Origin of the sequence: Rhodococcus sp. WB9, assembly GCF_007558985.1 — a bacterium.
Classification (GTDB): Bacteria; Actinomycetota; Actinomycetes; order Mycobacteriales; family Mycobacteriaceae; genus Rhodococcus_F; species Rhodococcus_F opacus.
The window spans coordinates 2,280,752-2,304,808 of record NZ_CP041769.1 but is presented as its reverse complement, the minus strand read 5'-3'; the positions used below and the strand labels follow the sequence as shown (position 1 = coordinate 2,304,808).

At 67.4% G+C, this 24,057-nt stretch carries 25 protein-coding genes; 11 read left to right on the top strand and 14 right to left on the bottom strand.

The features are described 5' to 3' along the window. Positions 1–30: 30 nt before the first annotated feature. On the top strand, positions 31–1,416 hold the full coding sequence (locus FND50_RS10735) for a cation:dicarboxylate symporter family transporter (RefSeq protein WP_144285739.1): 1,386 nt from the start codon (positions 31–33) through the stop codon (positions 1,414–1,416). On the opposite strand, the gene FND50_RS10730 is transcribed toward FND50_RS10735, so the two are convergent. Continuing rightward, positions 1,410–2,252 carry a YdcF family protein gene (locus FND50_RS10730; protein WP_144289025.1) on the bottom strand — a complete coding sequence of 281 codons (843 nt, stop codon included), beginning with the start codon at positions 2,250–2,252 and terminating at the stop codon, positions 1,410–1,412. The two genes, FND50_RS10735 and FND50_RS10730, sit on opposite strands and share 7 nt — an antisense overlap. 227 nt (positions 2,253–2,479) lie before the next feature. Between FND50_RS10730 and FND50_RS10725 the strand changes: the two genes are divergently transcribed. Both FND50_RS10725 and FND50_RS10720 read left to right on the top strand, forming a co-directional pair. Further along, a complete protein-coding gene (locus tag FND50_RS10725) occupies positions 2,480–3,448 on the top strand; it encodes a YafY family protein (protein WP_144285738.1) in 969 nt (322 codons plus the stop codon). A 107-nt stretch (positions 3,449–3,555) separates the two neighbouring features. After that, positions 3,556–3,990 (top strand): hypothetical protein, encoded by a 435-nt coding sequence (locus FND50_RS10720; protein WP_144285737.1) that lies wholly within the window; start codon positions 3,556–3,558, stop codon positions 3,988–3,990. A gap of 89 nt (positions 3,991–4,079) precedes the next feature. Here the strand turns inward: FND50_RS10720 and FND50_RS10715 are convergent, their stop codons facing one another. The 5 genes from FND50_RS10715 to FND50_RS10695 all read right to left on the bottom strand — a co-directional run bounded on the left by FND50_RS10715 (position 4,080) and on the right by FND50_RS10695 (position 8,026). Next, on the bottom strand, positions 4,080–4,283 hold the full coding sequence (locus tag FND50_RS10715; RefSeq protein WP_005255446.1) for a cold-shock protein: 204 nt from the start codon (positions 4,281–4,283) through the stop codon (positions 4,080–4,082). Positions 4,284–4,496: 213 nt separating this feature from the next. Next, on the bottom strand, positions 4,497–4,712 hold the full coding sequence (locus FND50_RS10710) for a hypothetical protein (protein WP_144285736.1): 216 nt from the start codon (positions 4,710–4,712) through the stop codon (positions 4,497–4,499). Positions 4,713–4,859: 147 nt separating this feature from the next. Beyond that, the gene (gene rsmA, locus FND50_RS10705) at positions 4,860–5,750 is read right to left on the bottom strand and encodes a 16S rRNA (adenine(1518)-N(6)/adenine(1519)-N(6))-dimethyltransferase RsmA (protein ID WP_005255442.1); all 891 of its coding nucleotides are present in this window, start codon (positions 5,748–5,750) and stop codon (positions 4,860–4,862) included. 10 nt (positions 5,751–5,760) lie between these two features. Then, a complete protein-coding gene (locus FND50_RS10700) occupies positions 5,761–6,888 on the bottom strand; it encodes a resuscitation-promoting factor (RefSeq protein ID WP_144285735.1) in 1,128 nt (375 codons plus the stop codon). Positions 6,889–6,910: 22 nt separating this feature from the next. Continuing rightward, on the bottom strand, positions 6,911–8,026 hold the full coding sequence (locus FND50_RS10695; protein WP_005255438.1) for a resuscitation-promoting factor: 1,116 nt from the start codon (positions 8,024–8,026) through the stop codon (positions 6,911–6,913). A gap of 241 nt (positions 8,027–8,267) precedes the next feature. On the opposite strand from FND50_RS10695, the gene FND50_RS10690 reads away from it, so the two are divergent. Continuing rightward, entirely contained in the window at positions 8,268–9,737 is a 1,470-nt protein-coding gene (locus tag FND50_RS10690; RefSeq protein WP_373418917.1) for an amino acid ABC transporter substrate-binding protein/permease, read from the top strand. Further along, positions 9,734–10,504 carry an amino acid ABC transporter ATP-binding protein gene (locus FND50_RS10685; RefSeq protein WP_144285734.1) on the top strand — a complete coding sequence of 257 codons (771 nt, stop codon included), beginning with the start codon at positions 9,734–9,736 and terminating at the stop codon, positions 10,502–10,504. The genes FND50_RS10690 and FND50_RS10685 overlap by 4 nt, the downstream gene beginning before the upstream one ends. Before the next feature lie 51 nt (positions 10,505–10,555). On the opposite strand, the gene FND50_RS10680 is transcribed toward FND50_RS10685, so the two are convergent. Both FND50_RS10680 and FND50_RS10675 read right to left on the bottom strand, forming a co-directional pair. Beyond that, a complete protein-coding gene (locus FND50_RS10680) occupies positions 10,556–10,996 on the bottom strand; it encodes a DoxX family protein (protein ID WP_005561737.1) in 441 nt (146 codons plus the stop codon). A 137-nt stretch (positions 10,997–11,133) separates the two neighbouring features. Beyond that, positions 11,134–11,976: a TatD family hydrolase gene (locus tag FND50_RS10675; protein WP_144285733.1), complete on the bottom strand. Its 843-nt coding sequence runs from the start codon at positions 11,974–11,976 to the stop codon at positions 11,134–11,136. 35 nt (positions 11,977–12,011) lie between these two features. Between FND50_RS10675 and FND50_RS10670 the strand changes: the two genes are divergently transcribed. The 3 genes from FND50_RS10670 to FND50_RS10660 all read left to right on the top strand — a co-directional run bounded on the left by FND50_RS10670 (position 12,012) and on the right by FND50_RS10660 (position 15,802). Beyond that, positions 12,012–12,905, top strand: coding sequence for an SDR family oxidoreductase (locus FND50_RS10670; protein WP_144285732.1), 894 nt, complete (start codon positions 12,012–12,014; stop codon positions 12,903–12,905). Between the two features lie 53 nt (positions 12,906–12,958). Next, positions 12,959–14,518 (top strand): methionine--tRNA ligase, encoded by a 1,560-nt coding sequence (gene metG / locus FND50_RS10665; RefSeq protein ID WP_144285731.1) that lies wholly within the window; start codon positions 12,959–12,961, stop codon positions 14,516–14,518. A 108-nt stretch (positions 14,519–14,626) separates the two neighbouring features. After that, positions 14,627–15,802, top strand: coding sequence for a DUF2786 domain-containing protein (locus tag FND50_RS10660; RefSeq protein ID WP_144285730.1), 1,176 nt, complete (start codon positions 14,627–14,629; stop codon positions 15,800–15,802). A 14-nt stretch (positions 15,803–15,816) separates the two neighbouring features. Here the strand turns inward: FND50_RS10660 and rsmI are convergent, their stop codons facing one another. Further along, the gene (rsmI, locus tag FND50_RS10655) at positions 15,817–16,647 is read right to left on the bottom strand and encodes a 16S rRNA (cytidine(1402)-2'-O)-methyltransferase (RefSeq protein WP_144285729.1); all 831 of its coding nucleotides are present in this window, start codon (positions 16,645–16,647) and stop codon (positions 15,817–15,819) included. A gap of 74 nt (positions 16,648–16,721) precedes the next feature. Between rsmI and FND50_RS10650 the strand changes: the two genes are divergently transcribed. Continuing rightward, a complete protein-coding gene (locus tag FND50_RS10650; protein WP_144289024.1) occupies positions 16,722–18,230 on the top strand; it encodes a dolichyl-phosphate-mannose--protein mannosyltransferase in 1,509 nt (502 codons plus the stop codon). A gap of 124 nt (positions 18,231–18,354) precedes the next feature. On the opposite strand, the gene FND50_RS10645 is transcribed toward FND50_RS10650, so the two are convergent. The 4 genes from FND50_RS10645 to FND50_RS10630 all read right to left on the bottom strand — a co-directional run bounded on the left by FND50_RS10645 (position 18,355) and on the right by FND50_RS10630 (position 21,675). After that, a complete protein-coding gene (locus FND50_RS10645) occupies positions 18,355–19,986 on the bottom strand; it encodes a BCCT family transporter (RefSeq protein WP_260851027.1) in 1,632 nt (543 codons plus the stop codon). A 90-nt stretch (positions 19,987–20,076) separates the two neighbouring features. After that, the gene (locus tag FND50_RS10640; RefSeq protein ID WP_144285727.1) at positions 20,077–20,508 is read right to left on the bottom strand and encodes a DoxX family protein; all 432 of its coding nucleotides are present in this window, start codon (positions 20,506–20,508) and stop codon (positions 20,077–20,079) included. A 50-nt stretch (positions 20,509–20,558) separates the two neighbouring features. Next, positions 20,559–20,933 carry a GntR family transcriptional regulator gene (locus tag FND50_RS10635; RefSeq protein WP_005238723.1) on the bottom strand — a complete coding sequence of 125 codons (375 nt, stop codon included), beginning with the start codon at positions 20,931–20,933 and terminating at the stop codon, positions 20,559–20,561. 58 nt (positions 20,934–20,991) lie between these two features. Then, a complete protein-coding gene (locus FND50_RS10630; RefSeq protein ID WP_144285726.1) occupies positions 20,992–21,675 on the bottom strand; it encodes an SDR family oxidoreductase in 684 nt (227 codons plus the stop codon). A gap of 87 nt (positions 21,676–21,762) precedes the next feature. Here FND50_RS10630 and arsC point away from each other — a divergent pair, with 87 nt between their 5' ends. Then, entirely contained in the window at positions 21,763–22,119 is a 357-nt protein-coding gene (arsC, locus tag FND50_RS10625; protein WP_037203440.1) for an arsenate reductase (glutaredoxin), read from the top strand. Positions 22,120–22,187: 68 nt separating this feature from the next. On the opposite strand, the gene arcA is transcribed toward arsC, so the two are convergent. Continuing rightward, positions 22,188–23,405 (bottom strand): arginine deiminase, encoded by a 1,218-nt coding sequence (gene arcA / locus FND50_RS10620; protein WP_144285725.1) that lies wholly within the window; start codon positions 23,403–23,405, stop codon positions 22,188–22,190. Between the two features lie 107 nt (positions 23,406–23,512). Here arcA and FND50_RS10615 point away from each other — a divergent pair, with 107 nt between their 5' ends. Further along, entirely contained in the window at positions 23,513–24,043 is a 531-nt protein-coding gene (locus FND50_RS10615) for an FABP family protein (protein ID WP_065490011.1), read from the top strand. Positions 24,044–24,057: the final 14 nt, after the last annotated feature.

Here is a 24,057-nt window from a genome sequence, read left to right as displayed (position 1 = left end):
CCCGTCACAGCGCCTTCCTAGCGTTCCCCCATGGCCATCTCCACTGCCGCCCATCCCCCACCCGCCGGCGACGCGTCGACGACCCGGACGCGATCGCCCTGGTACACCAACCTGTTCGTCCAGCTCCTCGTCGGAATCGTCGGCGGCATCACCCTCGGCTGGCTGTGGCCGACGGTGGGGTCGGAGCTCAAACCGATCGGCGACACGTTCGTCAAGCTCATCAAGATGCTCATCGCGCCGTTGATCTTCACGGTGGTCGTGACAGGAATCGCCAAGGTCGGCGACGTCAAGGCCGTCGGACGGATCGGCGTGAAGGCACTGATCTACTTCACCGCCGTCACCGGGTTCGCGCTGCTGTTCGGGCTGGTGATGGGCAACATCGTCGAGCCCGGCGCCGGATTCGACATCGACCCGGCCACCCTCGCCGACGGCACCGAGCAGATCGCGGAGAAAACCGGCGGCGGTGAACTCCCCGGCGCCGTCGAGTTCCTCATGGACGTCGTCCCGACCAGCGTGGTGGGCGCATTCGCCGACAACATGTTGCTGCAGGTCCTCTTCTTCGCGGTGCTCTTCGGTATCGCGCTGGCCAAGTACGGCGAGCACGGTCCCCCGCTGGTCCTCGAATTCGTCGACCACCTCAGCCGCATCATCTTCATGATCATCGGCTGGGTCATGCGGCTCGCCCCGATCGGCGCATTCGGCGCGATGGCGTTCATCATCGGCCAGTACGGAATCTCCACCCTCGGGAGCTTCGCCGCGCTCATCGCGTGCTGCTACCTCGCCGGAGCCCTGTTCGTCCTCGTCCTCGCACTCATTGCGAAGTTCGCCGTGGGACTGAACATCTTCACGTTCATCCGCTACACCAAGGAGGAGTTCGGTCTCGCGCTGGGAACCGCCTCGTCCGAGGCAGTGCTTCCCCGCATCATGACCAAGCTCGTCGGCGCCGGGAACTCGCAGGCCGCGACCGGGCTCGTGGTGCCGACCGGATACTCGTTCAACCTCGACGGCGCCGCGATCTATCTGTCCATCTCGACCCTGTTCCTCGCCCAGGCCACCGGCCACGACCTGTCCGTCGCCGACCAGCTCGGCGCGCTGTTCATCCTGCTCCTCACGTCGAAAGGCATGGCGGGCGTACCCGGGTCGTCGTTCCTCGCGCTGTCGGCGACCGCGACCGCGCTCGGAATCTTCCCCGTCGCGGCGGTCGCGGTGCTGCTCGGCGCCGACCGGATCATGGACTCGATGCGTGTGTTCGTGAACCTCCTCGGCAACTGTGTCGCCACGTTCGTCGTCTCGAACTGGGAAGGCCAGCTGGACAAGCAGAAGATGCAGGACGCCATCCACGGAAAGCTCGGCCCCGGCGGCGCGGATCCCGTCGAGCAGCCGCCGGTCGTGGCCGAGTACGAGTCGCGTCAGTAGCCGGCCGGGATGCCGAACACCCTGATCGCGTCGCGGTACATGCCGAGTTGCTGATCCTTGGTCAGGGGCATGACTTCGGCGATCAGCTGACCGGCGCTGGTGATCGCGCTCATCGCCCCGACCACCGGCAGTCCGGCGACGTTGAAATCGACCGTTGCCCTGCGGATGTGGTTGGCCGACGTCACGATGATCGCGCCGCCCGCACCGAGCGAGCGGGCCAGCGGAACCGAGTTGAGCGCGTTGCCCACCGTCGAGCCGGCACGATGCTCGGGGTGGATGCGTTGCGCCGGGACACCGTGCGACTGCAACCACCCCTGCATCGCGGCCGCCTCGGTGATGCCGTTCTGCGGGTTGCCGCCGGTGACGATGATCGGCGACATCGGCGAGGCCCACGACTGGACGAGCCCGGCCTGCAGACGGTTGATCAATTCCGGTCGCATCGCACCGTCGGGGAGCAGTCCGAAGCCGAGGACGATGATCGCGGTGGACGGACCCTGGATGGCCGGAAGTGGGTTCGGGGGCGTGAACGACGCAATTCTGATCGCGTTCAGCATCCCGTCGACGCCGGCGCGCATCCCACCGTCCATCGCGCCGAGCCGGGCGAGCGCCGTCTCCCGGGTGATCAGGTCGCCCGCGGCGTCGGCGTAGATGGCCTGCAACGCCAGCGCATTGGTGTCGCCGGGTTCTCCGGCGACGGCGCCACCGATGTCCGCGAGGGCGCCACGGGTGTCACCTGCGGCGAATCTGCCCTGCGCGCTGTTGAAGAGGTCGGCGGCCGAGGCGGACGCCGTCGCGGTGGTGGAGACCGCCAGCGCCAGGCAGAAGGCGGCGGTCATGACGGTGGCGAGCAGCGCCCTGACTGCTGAAGAAATGGGCCGAACACGAAACTGCGTCACGCTGAGACCTTTCCGTCGGATTTTCACGAAGTACACATGCGATGGTCCGTGGAGCGTCGGCGCCAGTGTAGTGACACTCGTGGGGCTGGTGGGAAAATCGTTACTTACCGTTACCCGCCATCAATAGAGGACAGAAGATGTCCTCTATTGATGGCATCCTGAGGTGCATGCGGGAAACTTCGGCACGACTCCTCCGGCTGCTGTCCCTGCTCCAGACCCGAAAAGACTGGTCCGGGGCAGAACTCGCCGACCGGCTCGGCATCACCCCACGCACGGTCCGGCGAGACGTGGAGAAACTCCGCGACCTCGGGTACCCCGTCGACGCGACGGTCGGGGTGGGTGGTGGCTACCAGCTCGGCGCGGGCGCGGAGATGCCGCCCCTGCTGCTCGACGACGAGGAAGTCCTGGCCGTCGCACTCGGCCTGCAGTCCGGCGCGACCGGCTCCGTGGTCGGCATCGGGGAGGCGTCGATGCGGGCGCTCACCAAACTCCGGCAGGTGATGCCGTCCCGGCTGCGACACCGCCTCGAGGCGCTGCAGGTCGACGTGGTCCACCGCGAGCCCGCGAAGAGCGCCGTCGACGCGCAGGTCCTGTCGGCCGTCGGCTCGGTGTGCCACAACCACGAACGACTCCGATTCGACTACAGCACCCACGACGGCACCGAGAGCCGGCGTGAAGTGGAGCCGTACCGGCTCGTCCGGTCAGGGCTGCGCTGGTACCTCGTCGCCTGGGACCTCACCCGCGCGGACTGGCGGTCGTTCCGGGTGGACCGCCTGACACCGAAGATCCCGACGGGACCGAGGTTCGTACCCCGTGAACTGCCGCCCGGCGGCGCTGCCGAATTCGTCGCACACGGAATCAACCGGGCCGTCACCCGGATCCGCGCACGGGTGCTGCTGCACGCGTCGATCGACGAGATGGCGACCCTGGTCCACGAAGACTGGGGAACTCTCGAAGAAATGCCCGACGGACGATGCGCGGTGGCGCTCGGCGGCGACTCCGTGCCGTCGATAGCCAACTGGCTCAGCGCATTCGGCGTCGACTTCACCGTCCTCGACCCTCCTGAGCTGCGCGAAGAGTGCCGACGGGTGGGTGAGCGTCACCGCCTCTTCGCCGACCGCTACGGTAACGCCTGACCGAGACGCCGTTCAGCCGTCACCGCGGACCGAAAATCCGTGGGAACCGAACGGTCTTGCGCGGCGTCCAACCAGGTGACGACAAGGAAAGGTCGGGGTAGTCGGGGATGCAGCACACGATTGTCGCGGAAGGGCGCGCGCGGGCGCCTGCGGGGGCGGGAGCAGTCGGGAAGGTGCTCGTCGGGGGCCATCTGGCGCTCGGGGGCGCAACGGTGGTGATCATGGCGTTCTCGTTGGCGTTCGTGTGCACCCTCGACAACGGAACCCAGCCGTGGACGTGGCCGAGCAGGTATTCGACGGCCTGGTTCGTCGCCACGACCATCCTCGCCACCACTCTGTGGGCGCTCTTCGTCACGGGTGTGGTGATCTTCTCGTCGAGGCCTCGGCGGGCGCTCGGGACGGCCACGTTCTTCGTCGCCGCTGCACTCGGAGCCGCTGCGGGGATCGGGCTGTTCGGTCCGTCGGAGAATTCCGCGCTGCAACTCTGGCTCGTCTGCGCCATGAATCTCGGGTATCAGGCCGCTCACCTGCGGTCGGCGTAGTCGGTCGGAAACGAGTCAAGGCCCCACTCTGACGAGTGGGGCCTTGCTCGAACGTCATGTCCCGGCGAACCGGGAAGTCATGGCCGTTCTCAGATCAGGGTGACGCCGGTGGCCTGCGGGCCCTTGTTGCCCTGGCCGATCTCGAACGAAACGCGCTGATTCTCCTCGAGCGTGCGGAAGCCGCCGCTCTGGATCTCCGAGTAATGGACGAACACGTCAGCGCTGCCATCCTCGGGGGCGATGAAGCCGAACCCCTTCTCGGAGTTGAACCACTTCACGATGCCCTCTGCCATGTAAATCTCCTCTAACACAGTAACTTCTTCAAGCAACCGGCTCGGTTACCTGGGTCATTGAACACGACCGTCTATGACAATTCCTGTGGAGGACGTCCAAACGCTCGCAACCATCGATTTGCGAGCGTGGGAAACACAAACACAAAACTTACGACCTCCAATAGTGAACCACACATCCGGTCGGTTGTCTCCCCCGGGCTGACCTTGCGCAGGTCAGGGGATGAAATTGGCGTACACACCGGGAGCGGCGGGCGCCACGATCCCGTCCGGCGCCCACGGCGCACCCTGACCGGGGAGGACGGTTACGCTCCCCGTCACCGACACCACGACGGTCCCGCTGCCGGTGGGCACGACGCGCTCGTTGTAGAAGCCGGCGAACTGCGGAAAGTCCTTGCTCACCCGGTACGAACCCGGGGCCCCGGTATTCATACGGACGAGCGCCGACCCCGGTCGTCCCGGAACCGGCCACGCCTGACCCTGCACCGTCGAGAACGACGGAATTCCGATGACCGTGGGGTGCGGCCCGGAGGGTACCCCCCTGTGAGTACTTATCAACGTCCCGCGGTTAACAAGTACTCACGGCTGGGTGGCGGCGAGACGCACGAAGGCCGCGGCGTCGAGGGTCTCGCCGCGGGTGGACGGTGCGATGCCGGCCTCGAGCAGTCGCCGCTCCGCCTCCGCGGGCGAACCCGCCCAACCACCGAGCGCGGCTCGTAAAGTCTTGCGGCGCTGAGCGAAAGCCGCATCGATGACGGCGAACACGCGGCGGCGGTGTTCGTCGTCGACGGGCCACGGCGGTTCGGCGTACCGGTCGATGCGCACCAGACCCGACTCGACCTTCGGGACGGGCCAGAACACCGCGCGCCCGACGGCGCCCGCGCGTCGCACGGCGCCGAAGAAATTGGCCTTCACGCTCGGCACACCGTAGATCTTGCTGCCCGGGGACGCCGCCAGCCGGTCGGCGACCTCGGCCTGCACCATCACCAGAGCGGTTCGGAGACTGGGAAGTTCGGAGAACAGATGCAGCAGCACGGGCACCGCCACGTTGTACGGCAGGTTCGCAACGAGAGCCGTGGGCTCACCGGGGATCTCGGACGGCTTGACCCGCATCGCGTCCGCGCCGACCACGGTCAGCCGGTCCGCGAGTTCCGGTGCACGGTCGGCGACCGTGACCGGCAGCCGTGCCGCGAGGTTGGGGTCGATCTCGACGGCGATCACCTTGTCGACGACATCGAGCAGCGCCAACGTCAGCGAACCGAGCCCGGGACCGACCTCGAGCACCGTGTCCTCGCGTCCCACGCCCGCGGTCGCGACGATGCGGCGCACCGTGTTGGCGTCGTGCACGAAGTTCTGCCCCAGCTGCTTGGTGGGGCGCACGCCGAACTCCTCGGCTAACGCGCGCACCTCGGCGGGGCCGAGGAGTGCGGCCTGACCGCGAGCGACGGGGGGTACTTCGGCTTCGGACACCAGGCGAACTTTAACGCACGCCGAGCCTGCCCGAGCACGACGGCCACGCTCCCCAGCCCTGCGTCTTCTGCGTCTTCGACGCGACGGCGATCTGCTCCTCACGGGTGGCGAGGTCGGCGCGCGGCGCGTACTTGAGTCCGCCCTGACGCTCCCACGTGTTCTGGTCGAACTGGACGCCGCCGAAGAATCCGTTGCCGGTGTTGATGGCCCAGTTGCCGGTGGCCTCGCACTGCGCGAGCGCATCCCACACCGAACCGTTCTCGACGGGCGGCACCTCGGTGCCCGGCTTCGCGCCGACACGGATCACCTTCGGCTGTGCCGGCGTCGTGACCGTCGCGGACACCTGGTTGCGTCCGACTTCCTTGCCGTTGACGGTGTTGACCGCGAACGTGACATCCTGGACGCCGGGCAGTCCCGGATTCTCGACCACGGTGCGGCTCTTGTTCATCGTCGGGTCCTCGATGCGCTGCTCCTCCGGAGCCAGCGGCAACGTCTCGACCTTCGTCTCGGTGCGGTCGCGCGTGACGGTCACGTCCATGCCGTCGGTCAGCGGCGTGTCCGCGGCCGGGACGACGGTGTCGGCCTGCTCCAGCGGCGCGCCGTGCGCGGCGAGGAAGTCCCCGACCGTCGGCGCGGCCATGCGCACCTCGGTGACCGGCAGCGCGCCGTCGGCGAGCTTGACGACGAGCGGATTGAGCACGTCGAGGGCCGCACCGTCGAGCGGAAGTCGCTGCGAACGGGACGCGGACACGTGCACGTCCTCGCCGAGTTCGAACTGCTTCAGTGCGTCCTCGACGGTGAGCGCGGTGGTCCACACCGTCTTGGGCTGACCGTCCACCGTCAGCGACACCTCACGCGCGCGGCGCAGCACCACGGTGTCCCCGTCGGACAGGGTCGCGTCACGCTCCGGCGCCACGACGTCGCGGTCGCTGATCGAGTACCCGGCGTCGGACAGTGCGGCGTCGACGCTCGTGGTCATGGTGCTCAGCGAGATCTTCTCGCCGTCCACGTCGAGTGTGACGTTCTTGTGCCGGACCACGGCCATCACTGCGCCTGCGATCAGTGTGGCGAGAAGCAGGGCCACCACGGCGTAGAGCAGCGGCGAGCGAGCCGAGTTGATCTTCGCGAAGGGCGACATCGTGTTCCTTTACTTCAGACCGTCAGCGGAGTCCGAGCTTGCTGGTGCAGGCGGGCCATGCGCCCCAGCCCTGCGCCGCCTGGACCTTCTCGGCGACGGAGATCTGCTGTTCGCGGGATGCGAGGTCGGCGCGGGCGGCGTACTGGCTTCCGCCGAACGCCTCCCAGGTGCTCTGGGTGAACTGCAGTCCGCCGAAGAACCCGTTGCCGGTGTTGATGGCCCAGTTGCCGGTGGCCTCGCAGTGCGCGATCGAATCCCAGGTGGAGGCGTTGGAGATGGCGAGTTCCTTCACGCCGACCTTGACCAGTGCCGGCGCGGGCTCGCGGAGCACCTGCGAGCTGAGTTCCTGACGTCCGGCCTCGACACCGTTGACCGTCTTCACGGACGCGGTGACGGTGCGCTCGCCCGGGACTCCGGGGTTCTCGACGACGGTCTTGCCCTTGTCGAGCGCGGGATCCTCGACGCGGTTCTCGGGCGGCGCGATGGGCAGCGTCTCGGTGCGCGTCTCGGTGCGGTCGCGGGTCACGTGGATCTCGGCGCCTTCGACGACGGGGGCGTCGGCGGGTGGAACGACCGTGTCGGCCTGCTCGAGCGGCGCGCCGTTGGCCGCGAGGAGCGCACCGACGGTGGGGGCTGCCAGTCGGACGTCCGTGAGCGGTGCGCCGCCGTCGGCGACCTTGACGAGCTTGGCGTTGACGACCTCGAGCGCGGTGCCCTCCAGCGGCAGGCGCTCGGAGCGGGACGCCGAGACGTGGACGTCGTCGGCGAGTTCGAACTGCTTCAGCGCGTCGTCGACGGTGAGGGCGGTGGTCCACACGGTCTTCGGCTGCCCGTCGACCGTGAGGTCGATCTCGCGGGCACGCCGCAGCACCACGGTGTCGCCGTCGGAGAGCGACGCGTCGGCGGCGGGGGCGACCGCGTCACGCTCGCTGACGGTGTATCCGGCGTCGTCGAGCGCGCCGCCGACGTCGGAGGCCATCGTGCCGAGCGAGATGGTCTCGCCGTCGACGTCGAGCGTGACGGTCTTGTGCCGCGCCACTGCCAGCGCACCGCCCACGACGAGCGTCGCGAGCAGTGCCGCGACGACTACGTAGAGAAGGGGCGATTTGGCGTTGTTGATTCTGGCTAACGGCGACACATGAAATCCCAAGGCTGGCGAAGGTTTGATCACGGTACGGTAACGAATCGGCGATGGTCTGGCAACTTTGCCGCTACGACCTGCGCGCGAGATCACGAAAAGGTTGAGATCGGGGACAGTTTTCACTTCACCGCGATGGAACGCTTCTGGTCCGGACCACGTGCGAAACGCAGTATCTTGCGACATGCACCAAGAAGCCCGGAAGCGACCGGGCACTACTGACTGAGAAAGCTGGGGTTCCGTGCGCAGCAGATCCGATCGACTTCTGAGGCTCGTCAGACGTCCGAGAGTGCCCGCGGTGATCGCCGCGCTGACGCTGCTCGTCACACTCGTCGCGCCCGGCCTCGCCGGCGCACAAGAGCCCGCTCCGGGCAACAACTACACGATCGCAACCGACATCACGTTCGCCCCGTTCGAGTTCCAGGACGAGAGCGGCAAGCTCGTCGGAATCGACATGGACCTCCTCGCCGCCATCGCCGAGGACCAGGGGTTCACCTACCAGGTCAACCCCGTCGGATTCGACGCCGCACTCCAGGCGGTCACCGGCGGTCAGGCCAACGGCATGATCGCCGGCATGTCGATCACCGACGCCCGCAAGGCGACGTTCGACTTCTCCGATCCGTACTTCGAGTCGGGCGTGCAGATGGGCGTGCTCGAGAGCAACGACTCGATCACCTCGTACGAGGACCTGCGCGGCAAGTCCGTCGCGGTCAAGAACGGCACCGAGGGCGCCACGTACGCGGAGTCCATCAAGGACCAGTACGGCTTCACCACCAAGTACTTCGCCGACTCGTCGAGCATGTTCGACGAGGTCCGCACAGGTAACTCGGCGGCCGTGTTCGAGGACTACCCCGTCCTCGCCTACGGCATCAAGCAGGGCAACGGCTTCAAGACGGTCACCGACAAGGTCCCCGGCGCCAGCTACGGGTTCGCCGTCGCGAAGGGCCAGAACGCGCAGCTCCTGCAAGAGTTCAACACCGGGCTCGCCAACCTGAAGGCCAGCGGCCAGTACGACGAGATCCTCGACACCTACCTCAACTCCGACGCATCCGACGACGACAACTCGATCCTGGGCCTGATCAAGAGCACCTACCCGCTGCTACTCGAGGGCCTGTGGCTCACGATCGTCCTGACCGTGGTCTCGATCGCCATCGCGCTCGTCCTCGGCGCGATCTTCGGCCTGTTCCGGGTGTCGACCAACATCGTCCTGCGCGGCATCGGCACCACCTACGTCGACGTGTTCCGCGGCACGCCGCTGCTGGTGCAGGCGTTCTTCATCTACTTCGGTATCCCGGCGGCGCTGGACTTCCAGATGTCGGCGTTCACGGCGGGCATCATCACGCTGAGCCTCAACGCAGGCGCGTACATGGCCGAGATCGTGCGCGGCGGCATCCTGTCCGTCGACAAGGGCCAGATGGAAGCGTCGCGGAGCCTCGGCATCAGCTACCTGAAGTCGATGCAGAAGGTCGTGATGCCGCAGGCCGTGCGGACGATGATCCCGTCGTACATCAACCAGTTCGTGATCACGCTGAAGGACACGTCGATCCTGTCCGTGATCGGGCTCGCCGAGCTCACTCAGACCGGGCGGATCATCATCGCCCGCAACTTCCAGTCCTTCAACATGTGGCTGATCATCGGTGTGATGTATTTCATCATCATCATGGCGTTGACCAAGCTGTCGAACCGGCTCGAGAAGAGGATCAACAAGTGACCGAGACACCGGTGACAGAGAACAAGGCCGAGACCGCCGACCCGAAGATTCGGGTGAAGGGCCTGAAGAAGTCGTTCGGCGACAACGAGGTCCTCAAGGGCATCGACGTCGACATCGCGAGCGGTGAAGTGGTCTGCGTGATCGGCCCCTCGGGCTCCGGCAAGAGCACGTTCCTGCGCTGCCTCAACCGGCTCGAGGACATCACGGACGGCAAGGTCGTGGTCGACGGGTTCGACGTGAGCGACAAGAAGATCGACATCGACCGGGTGCGTCAGCACATCGGCATGGTCTTCCAGCACTTCAACCTGTTCCCGCACATGACGGCGATCGAGAACGTGATGCTCGCGCCCGTGCAGACCAAGCGCGCCTCCAAGGACGAGGCGCGGGCGACGGCGGTTCGGCTGCTCGAGCAGGTCGGGTTGGCGGAGAAGGCGGACTCGAAGCCGGCGAACCTGTCCGGTGGGCAGAAACAGCGCGTCGCGATCGCGCGGGCCCTGGCGATGAACCCGGACATCATGCTGTTCGACGAGGCCACCAGCGCGCTGGACCCCGAGATGGTGGGCGAGGTGCTGCAGGTTCTGCGCGATCTCGCGAAGGGCGGCATGACGATGGTCGTGGTCACGCACGAGATGGGCTTCGCCCGCGAGGTGTCCGACCGGGTGATCTTCATGGCCGACGGCTACGTGGTGGAGGAGGGAACCCCGGAGCAGATCTTCGGCGACCCGCAGCAGTCCCGCACCCAGGACTTCCTGAACAAGGTCCTCTGACACGTGAGTGGCGAAGCGTGCCGGGGGACGCTTCGCCACTCACATGGGGGGTCAGACGGTGGCGCGTTCCTTCGCCGCCCACGGCACCTTGTCGCCGAGCAGTCCGTCGACACCGAATCGGCCCGATCCGACGACGGCGAGCAGCAGTGCGCCGACGCCCAGCGCCAGCACCAGCTCGTAGCCGCCCTCGCTCGCGAAGATTCCCTTGTCGGCGTGCACGAGGAAGAAGGCGCCGACCATGTCGAGGAAGAGCAGGATGCCGAAGATCGGGACGGCCGCTCCGATGATGAGTGCGATTCCGCCGATCAGCTCGATCCACGTCGCGAGGAATGCCGAGATGCCGGGAACCGGAACGCCCATGGCCTCGAAGCCGGCGGTCGTGGCGTCGAGTCCGTTGGTGAAGGCCTTCTGCCAGCCGTGGGCGAGGAAGATGATGCCGATGCCCACGCGGGCGACGAGGATTCCCAGGCTTCGGACTGCGGGGTTGTTCATGGATGTGCCTTTCATCGTGGTGTCCCCGCGCGACCGGGACGACCGTTAGTTGAACAGGCAACGATCCTAGGTTCTCTAACTTGAAACTTCAACATAGGCCCTCGGCCCTGTGCGTGCTCGACGAGTCCAGGGACTCGCTAACCACTCACGGGCCGGAGGCCGTACACGCGCTCGGCGGTCGCGGTGGACGCCTTCGCCAGGTCGTCCGGATCCTCGCCGCGGATCTCGGCGAGCGCCCGGACCGTGTACGGCAGGCAGTACGGCTCGTTCGGGGCGCCCCGGAACGGGTGCGGGGTGAGGAACGGCGCATCCGTCTCGACGATCAACTGATCCGACGGCACCAGCGGGGCCGCTTCCCGCAAGGCCTTCGCGTTCTTGAAGCTGACCGTGCCGGAGAAGCTGAGGACGTAACCGGCGTCGACGCACTCGCGCGCCATCTCGGCGTCCGAGGAGAAGCAGTGGAAGATCACCGTCTCCGGCGCACCCTCCTCGCGCAGCACCTGCAGCAGCGCCCGGTCGGCCTCCCGATTGTGGATCATCAGCGTCTTGCCGAGCCGCTTCGCGAGGTCGATGTGCCAACGGAAGCCCTCGGTCTGCTCGGGGACCGTGGCGCAGCCGTCGAGTTTCCCGGGCCAGTAGAAGTCGAGTCCCGTCTCCCCCACCGCGACCACCCGGGGATCGCCGGCGAGTCGCTCGATCTCCGCCCTCGTCGCGTCGTCGAGCACGTTCGCCCTCGTCGGGTGGATGGCCACGGCCGCGTAGACGCGGGGATCCCAGTGCGCCGCGTCGACAGCGAACTGCGCGGCCGCCAGGTCGTCGGCCACCGTGACCACCCGCTCCACCCCGACCGCGGCGGCCCGGTCGACGATCGCCGTGACGCTCGCGGCGTCCGAGGCACCACACGCATCGAGGTGGGTGTGCGAATCGACGAGCGGGAACAGCGGCGCAGGGGCTTCCAGGGCGGGACGGTCTTTGCTCATGCGGACATTGTCGACGCCGCCGCCGCACGTGTCACATGCGGTACTTTCTCCCGGACGGGGAGGGAGCCGTGTCCATGACTTCGAGCTCGATGAACGGCCGCGTGATCGCCGTGACCGGCGGTGCCAGAGGAATCGGGCGGGAGATCGCCCGACAGCTGGCGCTGGCCGGCGCCCGGGTCGCGATCGGCGACGTCGACGGCGCCGCCGCCCGCAGGACGGCGGACGAACTCGGCCGGACGGGCGGGACGGTGGAGGGTCTCGAACTGGACGTCACCGACACCGCGTCGTTCACGGCATTCCTCACAGCCGTCGAGGATCACTGGGGCCCGATCGACGTGCTCGTCAACAACGCGGGCGTGATGTGGGTCGGGAGGTTCGACGAGGAACCCGACTCCGCGACGGATCGGCAGCTCGCCGTCAACCTGCACGGTGTGATTCGCGGGGTGAGACTGGCGGCGCCGGCGATGCGTGAGCGCGGCCGCGGCCAGATCGTCACGGTGGCGTCGCTGGCGTCGAAGGTCGCACCACCCGGCGAGTCGACGTACGCCGCGACGAAACACGGCGTGCTCGGCTACCTGACCGGTGTGCGCGAGGAGCTGCGCGGGTCTGGTGTGCGGATCTCGGTGGTCATGCCCGGTGTCGTCGACACCGAACTCGCGGCCGGCACCGCGACGGGCGCGGCAAGACTGCTCACGCCGGCCGACGTCGCGAAGACGGTCGTCGCGGTGATCCACCGGCCCCGGTTCGAGGTCACCATCCCCCGGTACGTCGGTCCGCTGGCCCGGCTGGTCACCGTCTTTCCGCAGTTCGCCCGCGACTTCGCGATCCGCCGGATGGTTCCAGACCAGGTCAGGTCCACGAACAAGTCGGCCCGCGCGGCGTACGAGTCACGCGCCGTCACCGACGAGGACGACACCGGACCGGCCTAGAACCCGAATCTGCGCGTCACGAAACGGCAGCGCGCAGATAGAGTGGTCGCACCATGAATGCTGCTGATTCCACCGCCTCGCGGCCACCTTTCTATCTGACGACGGCGATCGCGTACCCCAACGGCGTCCCGCACATCGGCCACGCCTACGAGTACATCTCCTCCGACGCCCTCGCACGCTTCAAGCGCCTGGACGGGTTCGACGTCTACTTCATGACGGGAACCGACGAGCACGGCCTGAAGATGCAGCAGACGGCGGCCAAGGAAGGCATCGACGTCCGTGAGCTCGCCGCACGGAACTCGGACGTGTTCGAGGCCATGGACAAGACGCTGAACATCTCCTTCGACCGGTTCATCCGCACCACGGACGTCGATCACGAAGAAGCCAGCAAAGCGATCTGGCAGAAGATGCTCGCGAACGGCGACATCTACCTCGACACGTACTCGGGCTGGTACTCGGTCCGCGACGAGGCGTTCTACACCGAGGCCGAGACCACGCTGCAGGACGACGGTTCACGCCTGTCCACCGAGACGGGCACCCCGGTCGAGTGGACGGAGGAGTCCACGTACTTCTTCAAGCTGTCCGAGTATCAGGACAAGCTGCTCCGGCTGTACGAGGAGAACCCCGACTTCATCGCACCTGCGACGCGGCGCAACGAGATCGTCAGCTTCGTCAAGGGCGGGCTGAAGGACCTGTCGATCTCTCGCACGACGTTCGACTGGGGCGTTCCGGTCCCCGACCATCCCGAGCACGTCATGTACGTGTGGGTGGACGCGCTCACCAACTACCTGACCGGCGCGGGTTACCCGGACACCGACTCCGAGCAGTTCGGCAAGTTCTGGCCGGCGAACCTGCACATCATCGGCAAGGACATCACCCGGTTTCACACGGTGTACTGGCCGGCCTTCCTGATGTCGGCGGGAATCGAGTTGCCCAAGCGCGTCTTCGTGCACGGATTCCTCTACAACAAGGGCGAGAAGATGTCGAAATCGGTCGGCAACGTCGTCGACCCCGTCGCCATGGTGGAGCAGTACGGCCTCGACGCCGTGCGCTTCTTCCTGCTCCGTGAGATCTCCTACGGCCAGGACGGCAGCTACAGCCACGAGGCCATCGTCACCCGGATCAACGCCGACCTGGCGAACGAGCTCGGCAACCTCGCGCAGCGGTCGCTGTCGATGGTCGCGAAGAACTGCGACGCCCAGGTCCCGGCCGCCGGCGAGCTGACCGAGGACGATACGGCGATGCTCGCGCAGGCGGATGCGCTGCTCGATCGGGTTCGCGCCGAATACGACGTGCAGGCACTGCATCTGGCGCTGGAGGCGATCTGGTCGGTTCTGGGCGAGACCAACCGGTACTTCTCCAAGCAGGAGCCCTGGGTTCTGCGGAAGACGGATCCGGAGCGGATGGCGACGGTGCTGTACGTGACGCTCGAGGTGGTGCGGATCGTCGGCATTCTCGTGCAGCCGGTGATGCCGGACGCCGCGGAGAAGATCCTCGACCTGCTCGGCCAGAAGGCCGATGCGCGGCAGTTCAGCGACCTTCCGACGCGCATCGTGGCGGGCACCGCGTTGCCCGCGCCGTCGGGTGTGTTCCCGCGTTACGTGGAGGACTGATCCACGCGGGGTCCGTTCGTGTCGGACCCCGCATGCACACTCTCCCCCATGACGCCGAATAGAACATACATTCGATCTCCTCACGGTGGATTCGGGAACGGAGCGCGCGTGTTCGACGACGAAGTGAGCCCTCAGGCCGCAGCGGCGGTCCACACCCTGATGGGTGAGTTGTCGGCCGCGTACGAGCGTGGGTGGCAGCCCGCCGACGTCGTGCATCTGGCGCGGAGATCGAAGGAGCCGTCCGAGGCGGCGCTGGCGGCGGCCCTGGTGCTGCACGAGGCGGAGCGCACGCGCGCCGTGCACCGGGCGCCGCGGGACTGGGTGGAGCAACTCCGCACCATCGGCGAGCAGTATCCAGGCGCGTCGCACCTGGCGGGGCGGGTTCCGGTCGACGGTCCCGACGTTCGAGCGCTCGCGGCCGGACTGTTGTTCGAAGACCCGTACCACTCCGTCTACCAGCTCACCGACCTGTCGCTGACGTGGACGAATCTGCCCGGCTGGACGGTGCTCGCTCCCCCGCCGTCGACGTGGCCGGTCGTGCGGGTCGCCGACACGGCCGCGGCGGTGCCGGGCGAGACCGAGGCCGACGCGAAGGTGCTCAACAGGATCCGCGGTTTGCTCGCGAAGGCCGAGGCCACCGATTTCGCGGAGGAGGCGGAGATCTTCACCGCGAAGGCGCAGGAATTGATGACGCGCTACGCAATCAACGCCGCTCTCCTCCACACCCAGAACGGGGTGGGCAACACGGCGGTGCACAGTCGCCGCATCCACCTGGAGAATCCGTACGTCAAGGAGAAGGTGCACCTTCTCACCGAGATCGGCGACTCCAACCGGGTGCGCACCGTGTGGTTCAGTTCCCTCGCCATCGCGACCGTGGTCGGAACCCCCCTCGACCTCCAGCAGGTCGACATGCTGTTCACGTCGCTGCTCGTGCAGGCGACTCGCGCAATGCAATTCGCGGACGCCGACAGTCGCAGTGGTTCCCGCACCACGTCGTTCCGCAAGGGTTTCCTCGCGGGCTTCGCCAGTCGCATCGGGCAGCGGTTGCGCGACGCCGACAGCCGGGCCACGGCCGAAGCCGCCGACGAGGCGTCGATTCCCGTCGACGATCTGCTCCCGATTCTGGCCACCAAGTCCGAGGCCGTCGACGCCGAGTTCGACCGTCTGTTTCCGCGTACCAAGAAGGCGCGCGGCAGGGCCGTCGACGCCACCGGCTGGTACGCCGGGCAGGCGGCCGCCGACGACGCCTCGCTGGCTCCCGGGGAGCGTGCCCTCCGGCGGTAACGCTCGCAGGCCGCCTAGTCCTTCCGGGAGGCCAGCACCGTTTCGTAGAGTTCCCGCTTCGACACACCGGTGGTGGCGACGAGCGCGCACGCGTCCTTGAGCCGGGTGCCGTCCGCGACGAGTCGCTCCACCTCGTCGACGAGGTCGGCGGGGTCGGACGCGACGAGCGTGGCACCCTCCACCACCACCGTGATCTCGCCGCGGACACCTTCGGCGGCCCACTCGGCGAGCTCGGCGAGGGTGCCGCGGCGGACCTCCTCGTACGTCTTGGTCAGTTCCCGGCAGACGGCGGCGCGGCGGGTTCCACCGAGCACCTCGACCGCGTCGGCCAGGCAGTCGGCGAGCCGGTGCGGCGCCTCGAAGAACACGCAGGCGCGTTGCTCGGCGACCAGTGCCTGCAACCACGTCTTGCGCTGGCCCTGCTTCCGGGGTGGGAAGCCGTCGAAGCAGAACCGTTCGACGGGCAGCCCGGACAGCGCGAGCGCCGTCGTCACGGCCGACGGTCCGGGCAGGCACGTCACCGCCAGATCCTCGGCCACGCACGCCGACACCAGCCGGTACCCGGGGTCGCTGACCGAGGGCATGCCGGCGTCGGTGACGAGGAGAACGGTCTTGCCGGACGCGACTTCGGCGACGAGCGCGGGCAGCCGGGCCGTCTCGACCTGGTCGTAGAAGCTGACGACCTTGCCGGTGATCGTCACGTCGAGAGCGGAGGCGAGGGCTTTGGTGCGGCGGGTGTCCTCGGCGGCGACGACGTCTGCCGTCTCCAGCGCCGTACGCAGCCTCGGCGAGGCGTCACCCACGTCCCCCATCGGTGTTGCGGCGAGCACTAGGCGACCAGTCATGACCCACAGCCTACGATTGCGGCGTGACGATGCTGACGGACGAGCGACCGACGCCCTCCGCACGACAGCCGTCCATGGTCGGACCGGCGCCGCTCGTGCCGCCCCCCGACTTCGGTCCCGTCGACCGTGCCCGCGGCTGGGTGGTCACCCTGTTCGTCACGGTGATCGCGGCGATCACCCGGTTCACGATGCTCGGTTACCCGACGGACGCGGGCACTCCCGTGTTCGACGAGAAGCACTACGCGCCGCAGGGCTGGCAGGTGCTCACCGGCGGCTGGCTCGAGGACAATCCCGGTTACGGGCTGGTGGTGCATCCGCCGATCGGCAAACAGCTGATCGCGATGGGCGAGGCGATCTTCGGCTACAACGGCTGGGGCTGGCGTTTCGCCTCCGCGGTGGCGGGCACGATCATGGTCCTCCTGGTGATCCGCATCGTCCGCCGGCTCACCCGATCCACTCTGATCGGCGGCCTCGCCGGGATCCTGCTGGTCGCGGACGGCGTCACGTTCGTGTCCTCCCGGCTCGGCATGCTCGACATCTTCCTGGCACTGTTCGCCGTCGCCGCTCTGGGCTGCCTGATCGTGGACCGCGACCAGGTCCGCGAGCGGATGGCCCGCGTATACGACGAGGGCCGGATCGGCGACAGCGACTGGGGCCCACGCCTCGGAGTGCGCTGGTGGCGGTTCGGCGCCGGGATCATGCTGGGTCTGGCGTGCGGCACCAAATGGTCGGGCGTCTACTTCATCGTGTTCTTCGGGCTGCTCAGCGTCGCATTCGACGTGTCGGCCCGGCGCGCCTACGGGGTGCGACGCCCGTGGTTCGGTGCCGGCGTCCGCGACGTGGGCCCGGCGCTGTACGCGCTCGTCGTCGTGCCGCTGTTCGTGTATCTCGCCAGCTACTGGGCGTGGTTCGCCAGCGAGACCGGCGTGGACCGGCATGCCGTGGGCAACGAGATCGGGACGGGCGGCCCCTGGTCGTTCGTGCCGGGCGCGCTCCGCTCGCTGTGGTACTACAGCGGCAACGTCCTCGAGTTCCACGAAGGCCTCACCAATTCGGCGGGCAATCATCACCCGTGGGAGTCGAAGCCGTGGACGTGGCCGATGGGTCTGCGCCCGATGCTGTACTACTTCGCCGAGGGCGATCACGTCACCGGCTGCGGAGCGTCGAGTTGCGTCAAGGCCGTCATGCTCATCGGGACACCCGCCATGTGGTGGCTGGCACTGCCGATGCTCGCGTGGGCACTGTGGCAGACCGTGGTGCGGAAGGACTGGCGGTACGCCACCGTCCTCACCGCCTACGGCGCCGCGTTCCTGCCGTGGCTGACCACCCTGGACCGCCAGATGTACTACTTCTATGCGGTGGCGCTGGCGCCATTCATGGTGATGGGTCTCGCGCTTGTCCTGGGCGACATCCTGGGAAGCGCGAAGGCGTCGTTCGAACGCCGGACCACCGGCCTGCTCGCCGTCTGCCTCTATGTGGGGCTCGTGGTCGCCAACTTCATCTGGTTGTGGCCGATCCTCACGGCCGTCCCGATCACCCCGGACGCGTGGCAGCACCAACTGTGGCTTCCCAGCTGGCGCTGACCCCGGAATTATCCCAGCTGGCGCTGACCCCGGAATTATCCCAGCTGGCGCTGACCCCGGAATGAGTCGAGCCGCCCGGGTCCCGTGGGACACCGAGCGGCTCGCAGACTGTTTCTCTAGTGCTCTAGCGGGACGAGATCCGGTCGCGACGACGTTTCGCCGCCACCCTCCGCATCTCTCTCCGCATCTCCCGGCCGTCGACGATCATCTGGTCGCGGGACAGATCCTTGTAGAGCGAGAAGCACAACCCGATCATCACGATGACGAACGGCGCCGCGGCGATGATCGTCATCGTCTGCAGTCCGTCGAGCGCGGTGTCGCCGCCGGTCCACAGGATGAGCGCGGCCACGCCTCCGGTGAGCACACCCCAGAACACGACCACCCAGCGTTGCGGTTCCAGCGAACCGCGCTGCGACAGGGTGCCCATCACCATCGATGCGGCGTCGGCGCCGGAGACGAAGAAGATCCCGACGAGGACCATCACCAGGACGGTCGTGATGCCGGTGAGCGGCAGGTGATTGAGCATGCCGAACAGCTGCCCCTCCTGGGTGTCCTGCCCGGCGAGGTCGATTCCGTCACGCTGCTCACTGATTCCGGCACCACCGAAGATCGCGAACCACACGAGGCTCACGGCGCTCGGCACCACGATCACACCGACCACGAACTGGCGGATGGTGCGGCCGCGGCTGATGCGCGCCAGGAACATGCCGACGAACGGGGTCCAGGAGATCCACCACGCCCAGTAGAAGATGGTCCACGAGGACAACCATTCGCCGGTCGCCGGATCGGACGACGCTCCGGTACGGGCCGACATCTGCGCGAGCTGCGCGGCGTAGGCGCCGATCGTCGTGGGCAGCAGGTTGAGGATCAGGACCGTCGGCCCCACGACGAACACGAACAGGGCCAGGATGACGGCGAGCACCATGTTGGTATTGGAGAGCCACTGGATTCCCTTGGCGACACCCGACACGGCGGACGCCACGAACGCGAGGGTCAGCAGGGCGACGATGGCGACCAGCAGGAACGTGCTGACCTGCGACATCCACCCGACGACCTGGAAGCCGGAACCGATCTGCAGTGCGCCGAGGCCTAGCGAAGCGGCGGTGCCGAACAGCGTCGCGAAGATTGCGAGGACGTCGATGAACTTCCCGATCGGCCCCTCCGCACGGCGGCCGAGCAGTGGGATGAATGCGGAGCTGAACAGCTGCTTGCGACCCTTGCGGTACGAGCCGTACGCGATCGACAGTCCGACAACCGCGTACATCGCCCAGGGGTGCAGGCTCCAGTGGAACATGGTGGTGGCCATCGCAGTTCCGATGCCACCGCTAGACCCTGGCGGTGGTGTCACGTAGTGCGCGAGCGGCTCGGCGACACCGAAGAACATCAATCCGATGCCCATGCCGGCGCTGAACATCATCGCGATCCAGCTGACCGTTCGGAACTCGGGCTGCTCGCCGTCCTTGCCGAGCGGAATCTGACCGAACTTGCTGAACGCGAGCCACAGTGAGAAGAGGACGAACCCGCTCGCCGACAGGACGAACAACCAGCCCATGTCGGTGACCAGCCAGTCGAGTGCCTTACCTGTCGTGGAGTCGAGATTGTCGGGGGCCACGAGCCCCCAGACGACGATTGCCGAGACCGCGGCGGCAGCGGCGGAGAACACGACGTGGTCGGTGCGAACACCGACCCGTGTGAGCCCTCCGCCGGCGCTCGTGCCAGCGGTCTCGGAACCTTGATCAGGCAGATCAGTATTCATTGCCATGAACAACTACGTTGGTCATTTTCGATGGTAAAAGCAAGCTAGCCCACCGCTTCACACCGAATCGAGATCCAGCGGGCAGTATCGTTACGCTGCGGTTTTTCCCCATCCCGAGCCTCTTCCGAGAAGCCCGTCGATGCTGAGGCGTCCGGCACCGATCACGGCGAGAAGTAGCGACCCGACGCCGAGTGCGACGACGAGTTCGTACCCTCCGTTCACGACGAAGACGCCCTTGTCCGCGTGCACCAGAATCAGCGCTCCGAGCATGTCGAGGAACAGCAGGATTCCGGCGATCGGTGTGGCCACTCCCACGATGAGAGCAAATCCACCCGCGAGTTCGATAGTGGCGGCCGCAACAGCCGAAATGTCGGGCAGTGGGATGCCCATGTCCGCGAACGACGCCTGTGTGGCCTTCACTCCGTAGTCGAAAAACTTCTGCCAGCCGTGCGCGACGAAGACGACGCCGAGTCCGATCCGGGCAATCAGTAGTGCGAGGTCGCGGAAGAGTGCGGAAGCCATACCGAGCGTCTACCTTTCTGGGGTCACACCTTCTGGATACGGCGCCGACCTCATTCGGCGCCGCGGAGAGCGGACTGCACGAAGCCGAGGATCTCCTCGTCGGACACCCCCAGCTTCCGCAGTTCCTGCACATACCCTGTTGCGGCCTTCTCGGCCCCGGCACGAATGGGGTCACCGCCGCTCGCGATGAACGTGCCCTGCTTGCCCCGGGTTTCGATGACACCCTGCTCGCCGAGTTCCCGGTATGCCTTGGCGACCGTGTTCGGTGCGAGACCCACCTCGACAGCGAGCGCGCGGACTGTGGGGATCTTCGTTCCCGCGATCAGCTGCCCACTGCGCACCTGCTCGATGATCTGCAATCGCAACTGGTCGAACGGGGCGGTCGACGAATCCGGATCGATGTCGATGTCCACGGCCGGCGCCACCTCCGTTGTTCCACACGTTGTATCAGACCGTAGTTGCGCAGTTGCGGCGCCGCAATGCTCACACCGCGGCGACGGCCTCCTCGATCGGCGTCGGACCGGACGTCAGCATGAGCGTCTTCTTCGCAGTCTCCGGGTGATCCAGAAGCGCCGCGATCACTGCGGCGACGTCGGCGCGCGGGACGGTGCCGCGCTCGAGCGGCGGCGCAGTGAGCGTGACGTGACCCGTCGGGTCGTCGTCGAGCAGACCGCCCGGGCGGAGAATCGTCCAATCGAGGTGGGTCCGGGCGCGCAGGTCTTCCTCGGCGGCCGTCTTCGCGACGAGGTAGGCCGCGAACACCTCGTCGGTGCCCTCGGGGATCGGCTCCCCCGCCCCGAACGAGCTGATCTGGACGAATCGCCGCGTTCCCGCCTTCTCGGCGGCGTCCGCGAGGAGAACCGCGGCCCCGCGATCGACGGTGTCCTTGCGGGCGATACCGCTGCCCGGGCCTGCGCCTGCGGCGAAGACCGCGGCGTCCGCACCGACGAGCGTCTTCGCCACGTCGTCCGCGCTCGCCGTCTCCAGATCGATCACCACCGGTTCGGCGCCGAGCACCGCCACCTCGTGCTCGTGATCGGGGTTGCGGATCAGCGCGACCGCTCGGTCACCGCGCGCGGTGAGAATCTTGATGAGGTGACGGGCGATTTTCCCGTGTCCACCCGCAATGACGATGCGCCGCGGAGTCGCATCCCTGTGCTCGGCCATGATCGATCTCCCTCTTTCGTCGACTATTCACGAGTTGCTACCTCAGGTTCAGCGCTTCCTGCGGGCGCGTTTGTTCCCCGGTGCAGAATGTCGGGTATGGCGAACACCGCGACCATCTACCACAACCAGCGATGCAACACGTCCCGCACCGTCCTCGGACTGATCCGGGACGCGGGCATCGAGCCGACCGTCGTGAAGTACCTCGAGACCCCGCCCTCGCGGGACGGGCTGCGCAAACTTCTCGACGACGCCGGGCTGAAGCCGAGCGAGGCGATCCGTAAGAAGGAGGCCGTCTTCAAGGAGCTCGGGCTCGCCGAGGCGTCCGAGGACGAACTGCTGGAGGCGATGGTGGACAACCCCATCCTCATCGAGCGACCGATCGTCGTGACGGACAAGGGCACCGTCCTCGCCCGCCCGGCCGAGAAGGTCCGCGAGGTCCTCTAGGCGCTGCGCGCCCGTGCGCCTTTCTGGTTGCTCCGACTACCAGAAAGGCGCACGGGCGGCGGAGCCGCCTACAGCGGGTCGCGGGCCACCGGACAGGACATGCAGCGGGGTCCGCCGCGGCCCGACCCGAGTTCGGAACCGGCGATCCGCAGTACCTCGATTCCCGACGCCTCGAGCCGGGCGTTGGTCTCGACGTTCCGTTCGTACGCGACGACGACGCCGGGTGCGAGTGCGAGCGTGTTGTTTCCGTCGTCCCATTGCTCGCGTTCGGCGGTGACGTTATCGAGTCCGGTGTCGATGACGCGCAGTTTGCCGATGCCCATGGCCGCGGCGGCGGCGGTCAGGAACGGGTCCGCTCCTCGGATCGACACGCCCTTGTCCTCGCGGTGAATGGTGAACGCCGACAGAGTGTCCTGAATGATCGGGTACATCACGACGGCGTCGTGGTCGACCATCGTGCAGACGGTGTCGAGGTGCATCGACGCCCTGGCCTGCGCGATGGGCACCACCAGCACGGTGTGTGCCAGTTCGTCCTCGAAGACGCTGCGCGCCAACGCCTCGGCGCCTGCCGGCGTGGTGCGCTCCCCCACTCCGACGGCGACGACTCCCGGTGCGAGGAGCAGGACGTCGCCGCCTTCGACGGGAGCCGTGTGGGATTCGTAGGCGCGCCGGGCGCCACGGAAGCGCGGGTGATGGGCGTAGATGATGTCGGTGAGGGACGTCTCGCGGACGCGGGCGGGCAGGGCGAGGGACGTGATCGCGACGCGGGGTCCGATCCAGAACGACGAGTCCCGGGTGAACAGCAGGTTGGGCAGCGGGTCGATGACGAAGTCGCCGCCGTGGTGCATGCGCCGGACCAGCGACGCCGTGTTGGCCGCGACGGGAAGTTCGTCGAAGGTCATCCCCGCGGTGAGGATGGTGGAGAGTTCGGGGGCCGCGACACCGCGGAGGTGCGCGGCCAGTTCCTGCGCCAGGGTGTGCCCGAGTTTGCGCGGGTCGACGGCTGCGCCGATGCCCTGTATGCGGGCGGCGCCGCTGGCGCCGAGCGTCTCGGTGAGCAGGTCGGACAGCAGCAGGACCTCGACGCCGCGGCAGCGCAGGAGGTCCGCGAACGCGTCGTGCTCTTCCTGCGCGCGGTCCACCCAGGGCAGTCCGTCGAAGAGCAGTTGGTCGTTGTTGCGGGGCGTGAGCCGCTTCAGTTCGTCCCCGGGCCGGTGCAGGAGGACGGCACGCAGCTGCCCGACTTCGGAGTTGGCCCCCAGCGGTGCAGAACCGGACGCATTCATGTCTAGACGGTAATGCCGGCGGGCCCGGCAGGCACGCTCAAACACTTCGCGGCCGACCGTGTCCCTCGGCGCCGCAGGCGAGTACCGTGAAACGGCGGAGGTATCTCATGGACGAGAACTCGACTCTCTCGCCGGCGCACTCGGATGCGGCGGCGAGTTCGTCTGCGAACACGCCCCCACTTCCGTCCGTTCCCTCCGCCCTGGCACCGTTCGCCGGTCTGTGGCGCGGCGAGGGCGAGGGCGCGTACCCGACGATCGACAACTTCGCGTACACCGAGGAGATCGAATTCGCCCCCACCGGTAAACCGTTCCTGGCGTACCGGTCTCGGACACGGGAGGCGGGCAGCGGGCGGCCGTTGCACTCGGAGTCCGGGTTCCTGCGGCTCGTCGCCGAGGACGAGGCGGAACTGCTCGTGGCCCAGCCGACCGGATTCACCGAGATCCACCGTGGTCAGATCCGGGAGGGGACCATCGAGTTGTCGATGGTGGCGCTGAGCGCGTCGCCGGACGCGAAACCGGTGCACAGCATCCGGCGACAGTTGTCGGTGCGCGGCGGCGACCTCACGTACGACCTGTGGATGGCGCACGACCTGACTCCGCTCACGCACCACCTGCACGGACATCTCCGCCGCGACTGACCTCGAGTATTGTT

What these genes read in the sequence shown, in the direction of transcription:
- FND50_RS10735 (WP_144285739.1), top strand. Translation starts at nt 31, where the DNA reads ATGGCCATCTCCACTGCCGCCCATCCCCCACCCGCCGGCGACGCGTCG.
- FND50_RS10730 (WP_144289025.1), bottom strand. Translation starts at nt 2,252, where the DNA reads ATGACCGCCGCCTTCTGCCTGGCGCTGGCGGTCTCCACCACCGCGACG.
- FND50_RS10725 (WP_144285738.1), top strand. Translation starts at nt 2,480, where the DNA reads ATGCGGGAAACTTCGGCACGACTCCTCCGGCTGCTGTCCCTGCTCCAG.
- FND50_RS10720 (WP_144285737.1), top strand. Translation starts at nt 3,556, where the DNA reads ATGCAGCACACGATTGTCGCGGAAGGGCGCGCGCGGGCGCCTGCGGGG.
- FND50_RS10715 (WP_005255446.1), bottom strand. Translation starts at nt 4,283, where the DNA reads ATGGCAGAGGGCATCGTGAAGTGGTTCAACTCCGAGAAGGGGTTCGGC.
- FND50_RS10710 (WP_144285736.1), bottom strand. Translation starts at nt 4,712, where the DNA reads ATGAATACCGGGGCCCCGGGTTCGTACCGGGTGAGCAAGGACTTTCCG.
- FND50_RS10700 (WP_144285735.1), bottom strand. Translation starts at nt 6,888, where the DNA reads ATGTCGCCCTTCGCGAAGATCAACTCGGCTCGCTCGCCGCTGCTCTAC.
- FND50_RS10680 (WP_005561737.1), bottom strand. Translation starts at nt 10,996, where the DNA reads ATGAACAACCCCGCAGTCCGAAGCCTGGGAATCCTCGTCGCCCGCGTG.
- FND50_RS10675 (WP_144285733.1), bottom strand. Translation starts at nt 11,976, where the DNA reads ATGAGCAAAGACCGTCCCGCCCTGGAAGCCCCTGCGCCGCTGTTCCCG.
- FND50_RS10670 (WP_144285732.1), top strand. Translation starts at nt 12,012, where the DNA reads ATGCGGTACTTTCTCCCGGACGGGGAGGGAGCCGTGTCCATGACTTCG.
- metG (WP_144285731.1), top strand. Translation starts at nt 12,959, where the DNA reads ATGAATGCTGCTGATTCCACCGCCTCGCGGCCACCTTTCTATCTGACG.
- rsmI (WP_144285729.1), bottom strand. Translation starts at nt 16,647, where the DNA reads ATGACTGGTCGCCTAGTGCTCGCCGCAACACCGATGGGGGACGTGGGT.
- FND50_RS10650 (WP_144289024.1), top strand. Translation starts at nt 16,722, where the DNA reads ATGGTCGGACCGGCGCCGCTCGTGCCGCCCCCCGACTTCGGTCCCGTC.
- FND50_RS10645 (WP_260851027.1), bottom strand. Translation starts at nt 19,986, where the DNA reads ATGAATACTGATCTGCCTGATCAAGGTTCCGAGACCGCTGGCACGAGC.
- FND50_RS10640 (WP_144285727.1), bottom strand. Translation starts at nt 20,508, where the DNA reads ATGGCTTCCGCACTCTTCCGCGACCTCGCACTACTGATTGCCCGGATC.
- FND50_RS10630 (WP_144285726.1), bottom strand. Translation starts at nt 21,675, where the DNA reads ATGGCCGAGCACAGGGATGCGACTCCGCGGCGCATCGTCATTGCGGGT.
- arsC (WP_037203440.1), top strand. Translation starts at nt 21,763, where the DNA reads ATGTCGGGTATGGCGAACACCGCGACCATCTACCACAACCAGCGATGC.
- arcA (WP_144285725.1), bottom strand. Translation starts at nt 23,405, where the DNA reads ATGAATGCGTCCGGTTCTGCACCGCTGGGGGCCAACTCCGAAGTCGGG.
- FND50_RS10615 (WP_065490011.1), top strand. Translation starts at nt 23,513, where the DNA reads ATGGACGAGAACTCGACTCTCTCGCCGGCGCACTCGGATGCGGCGGCG.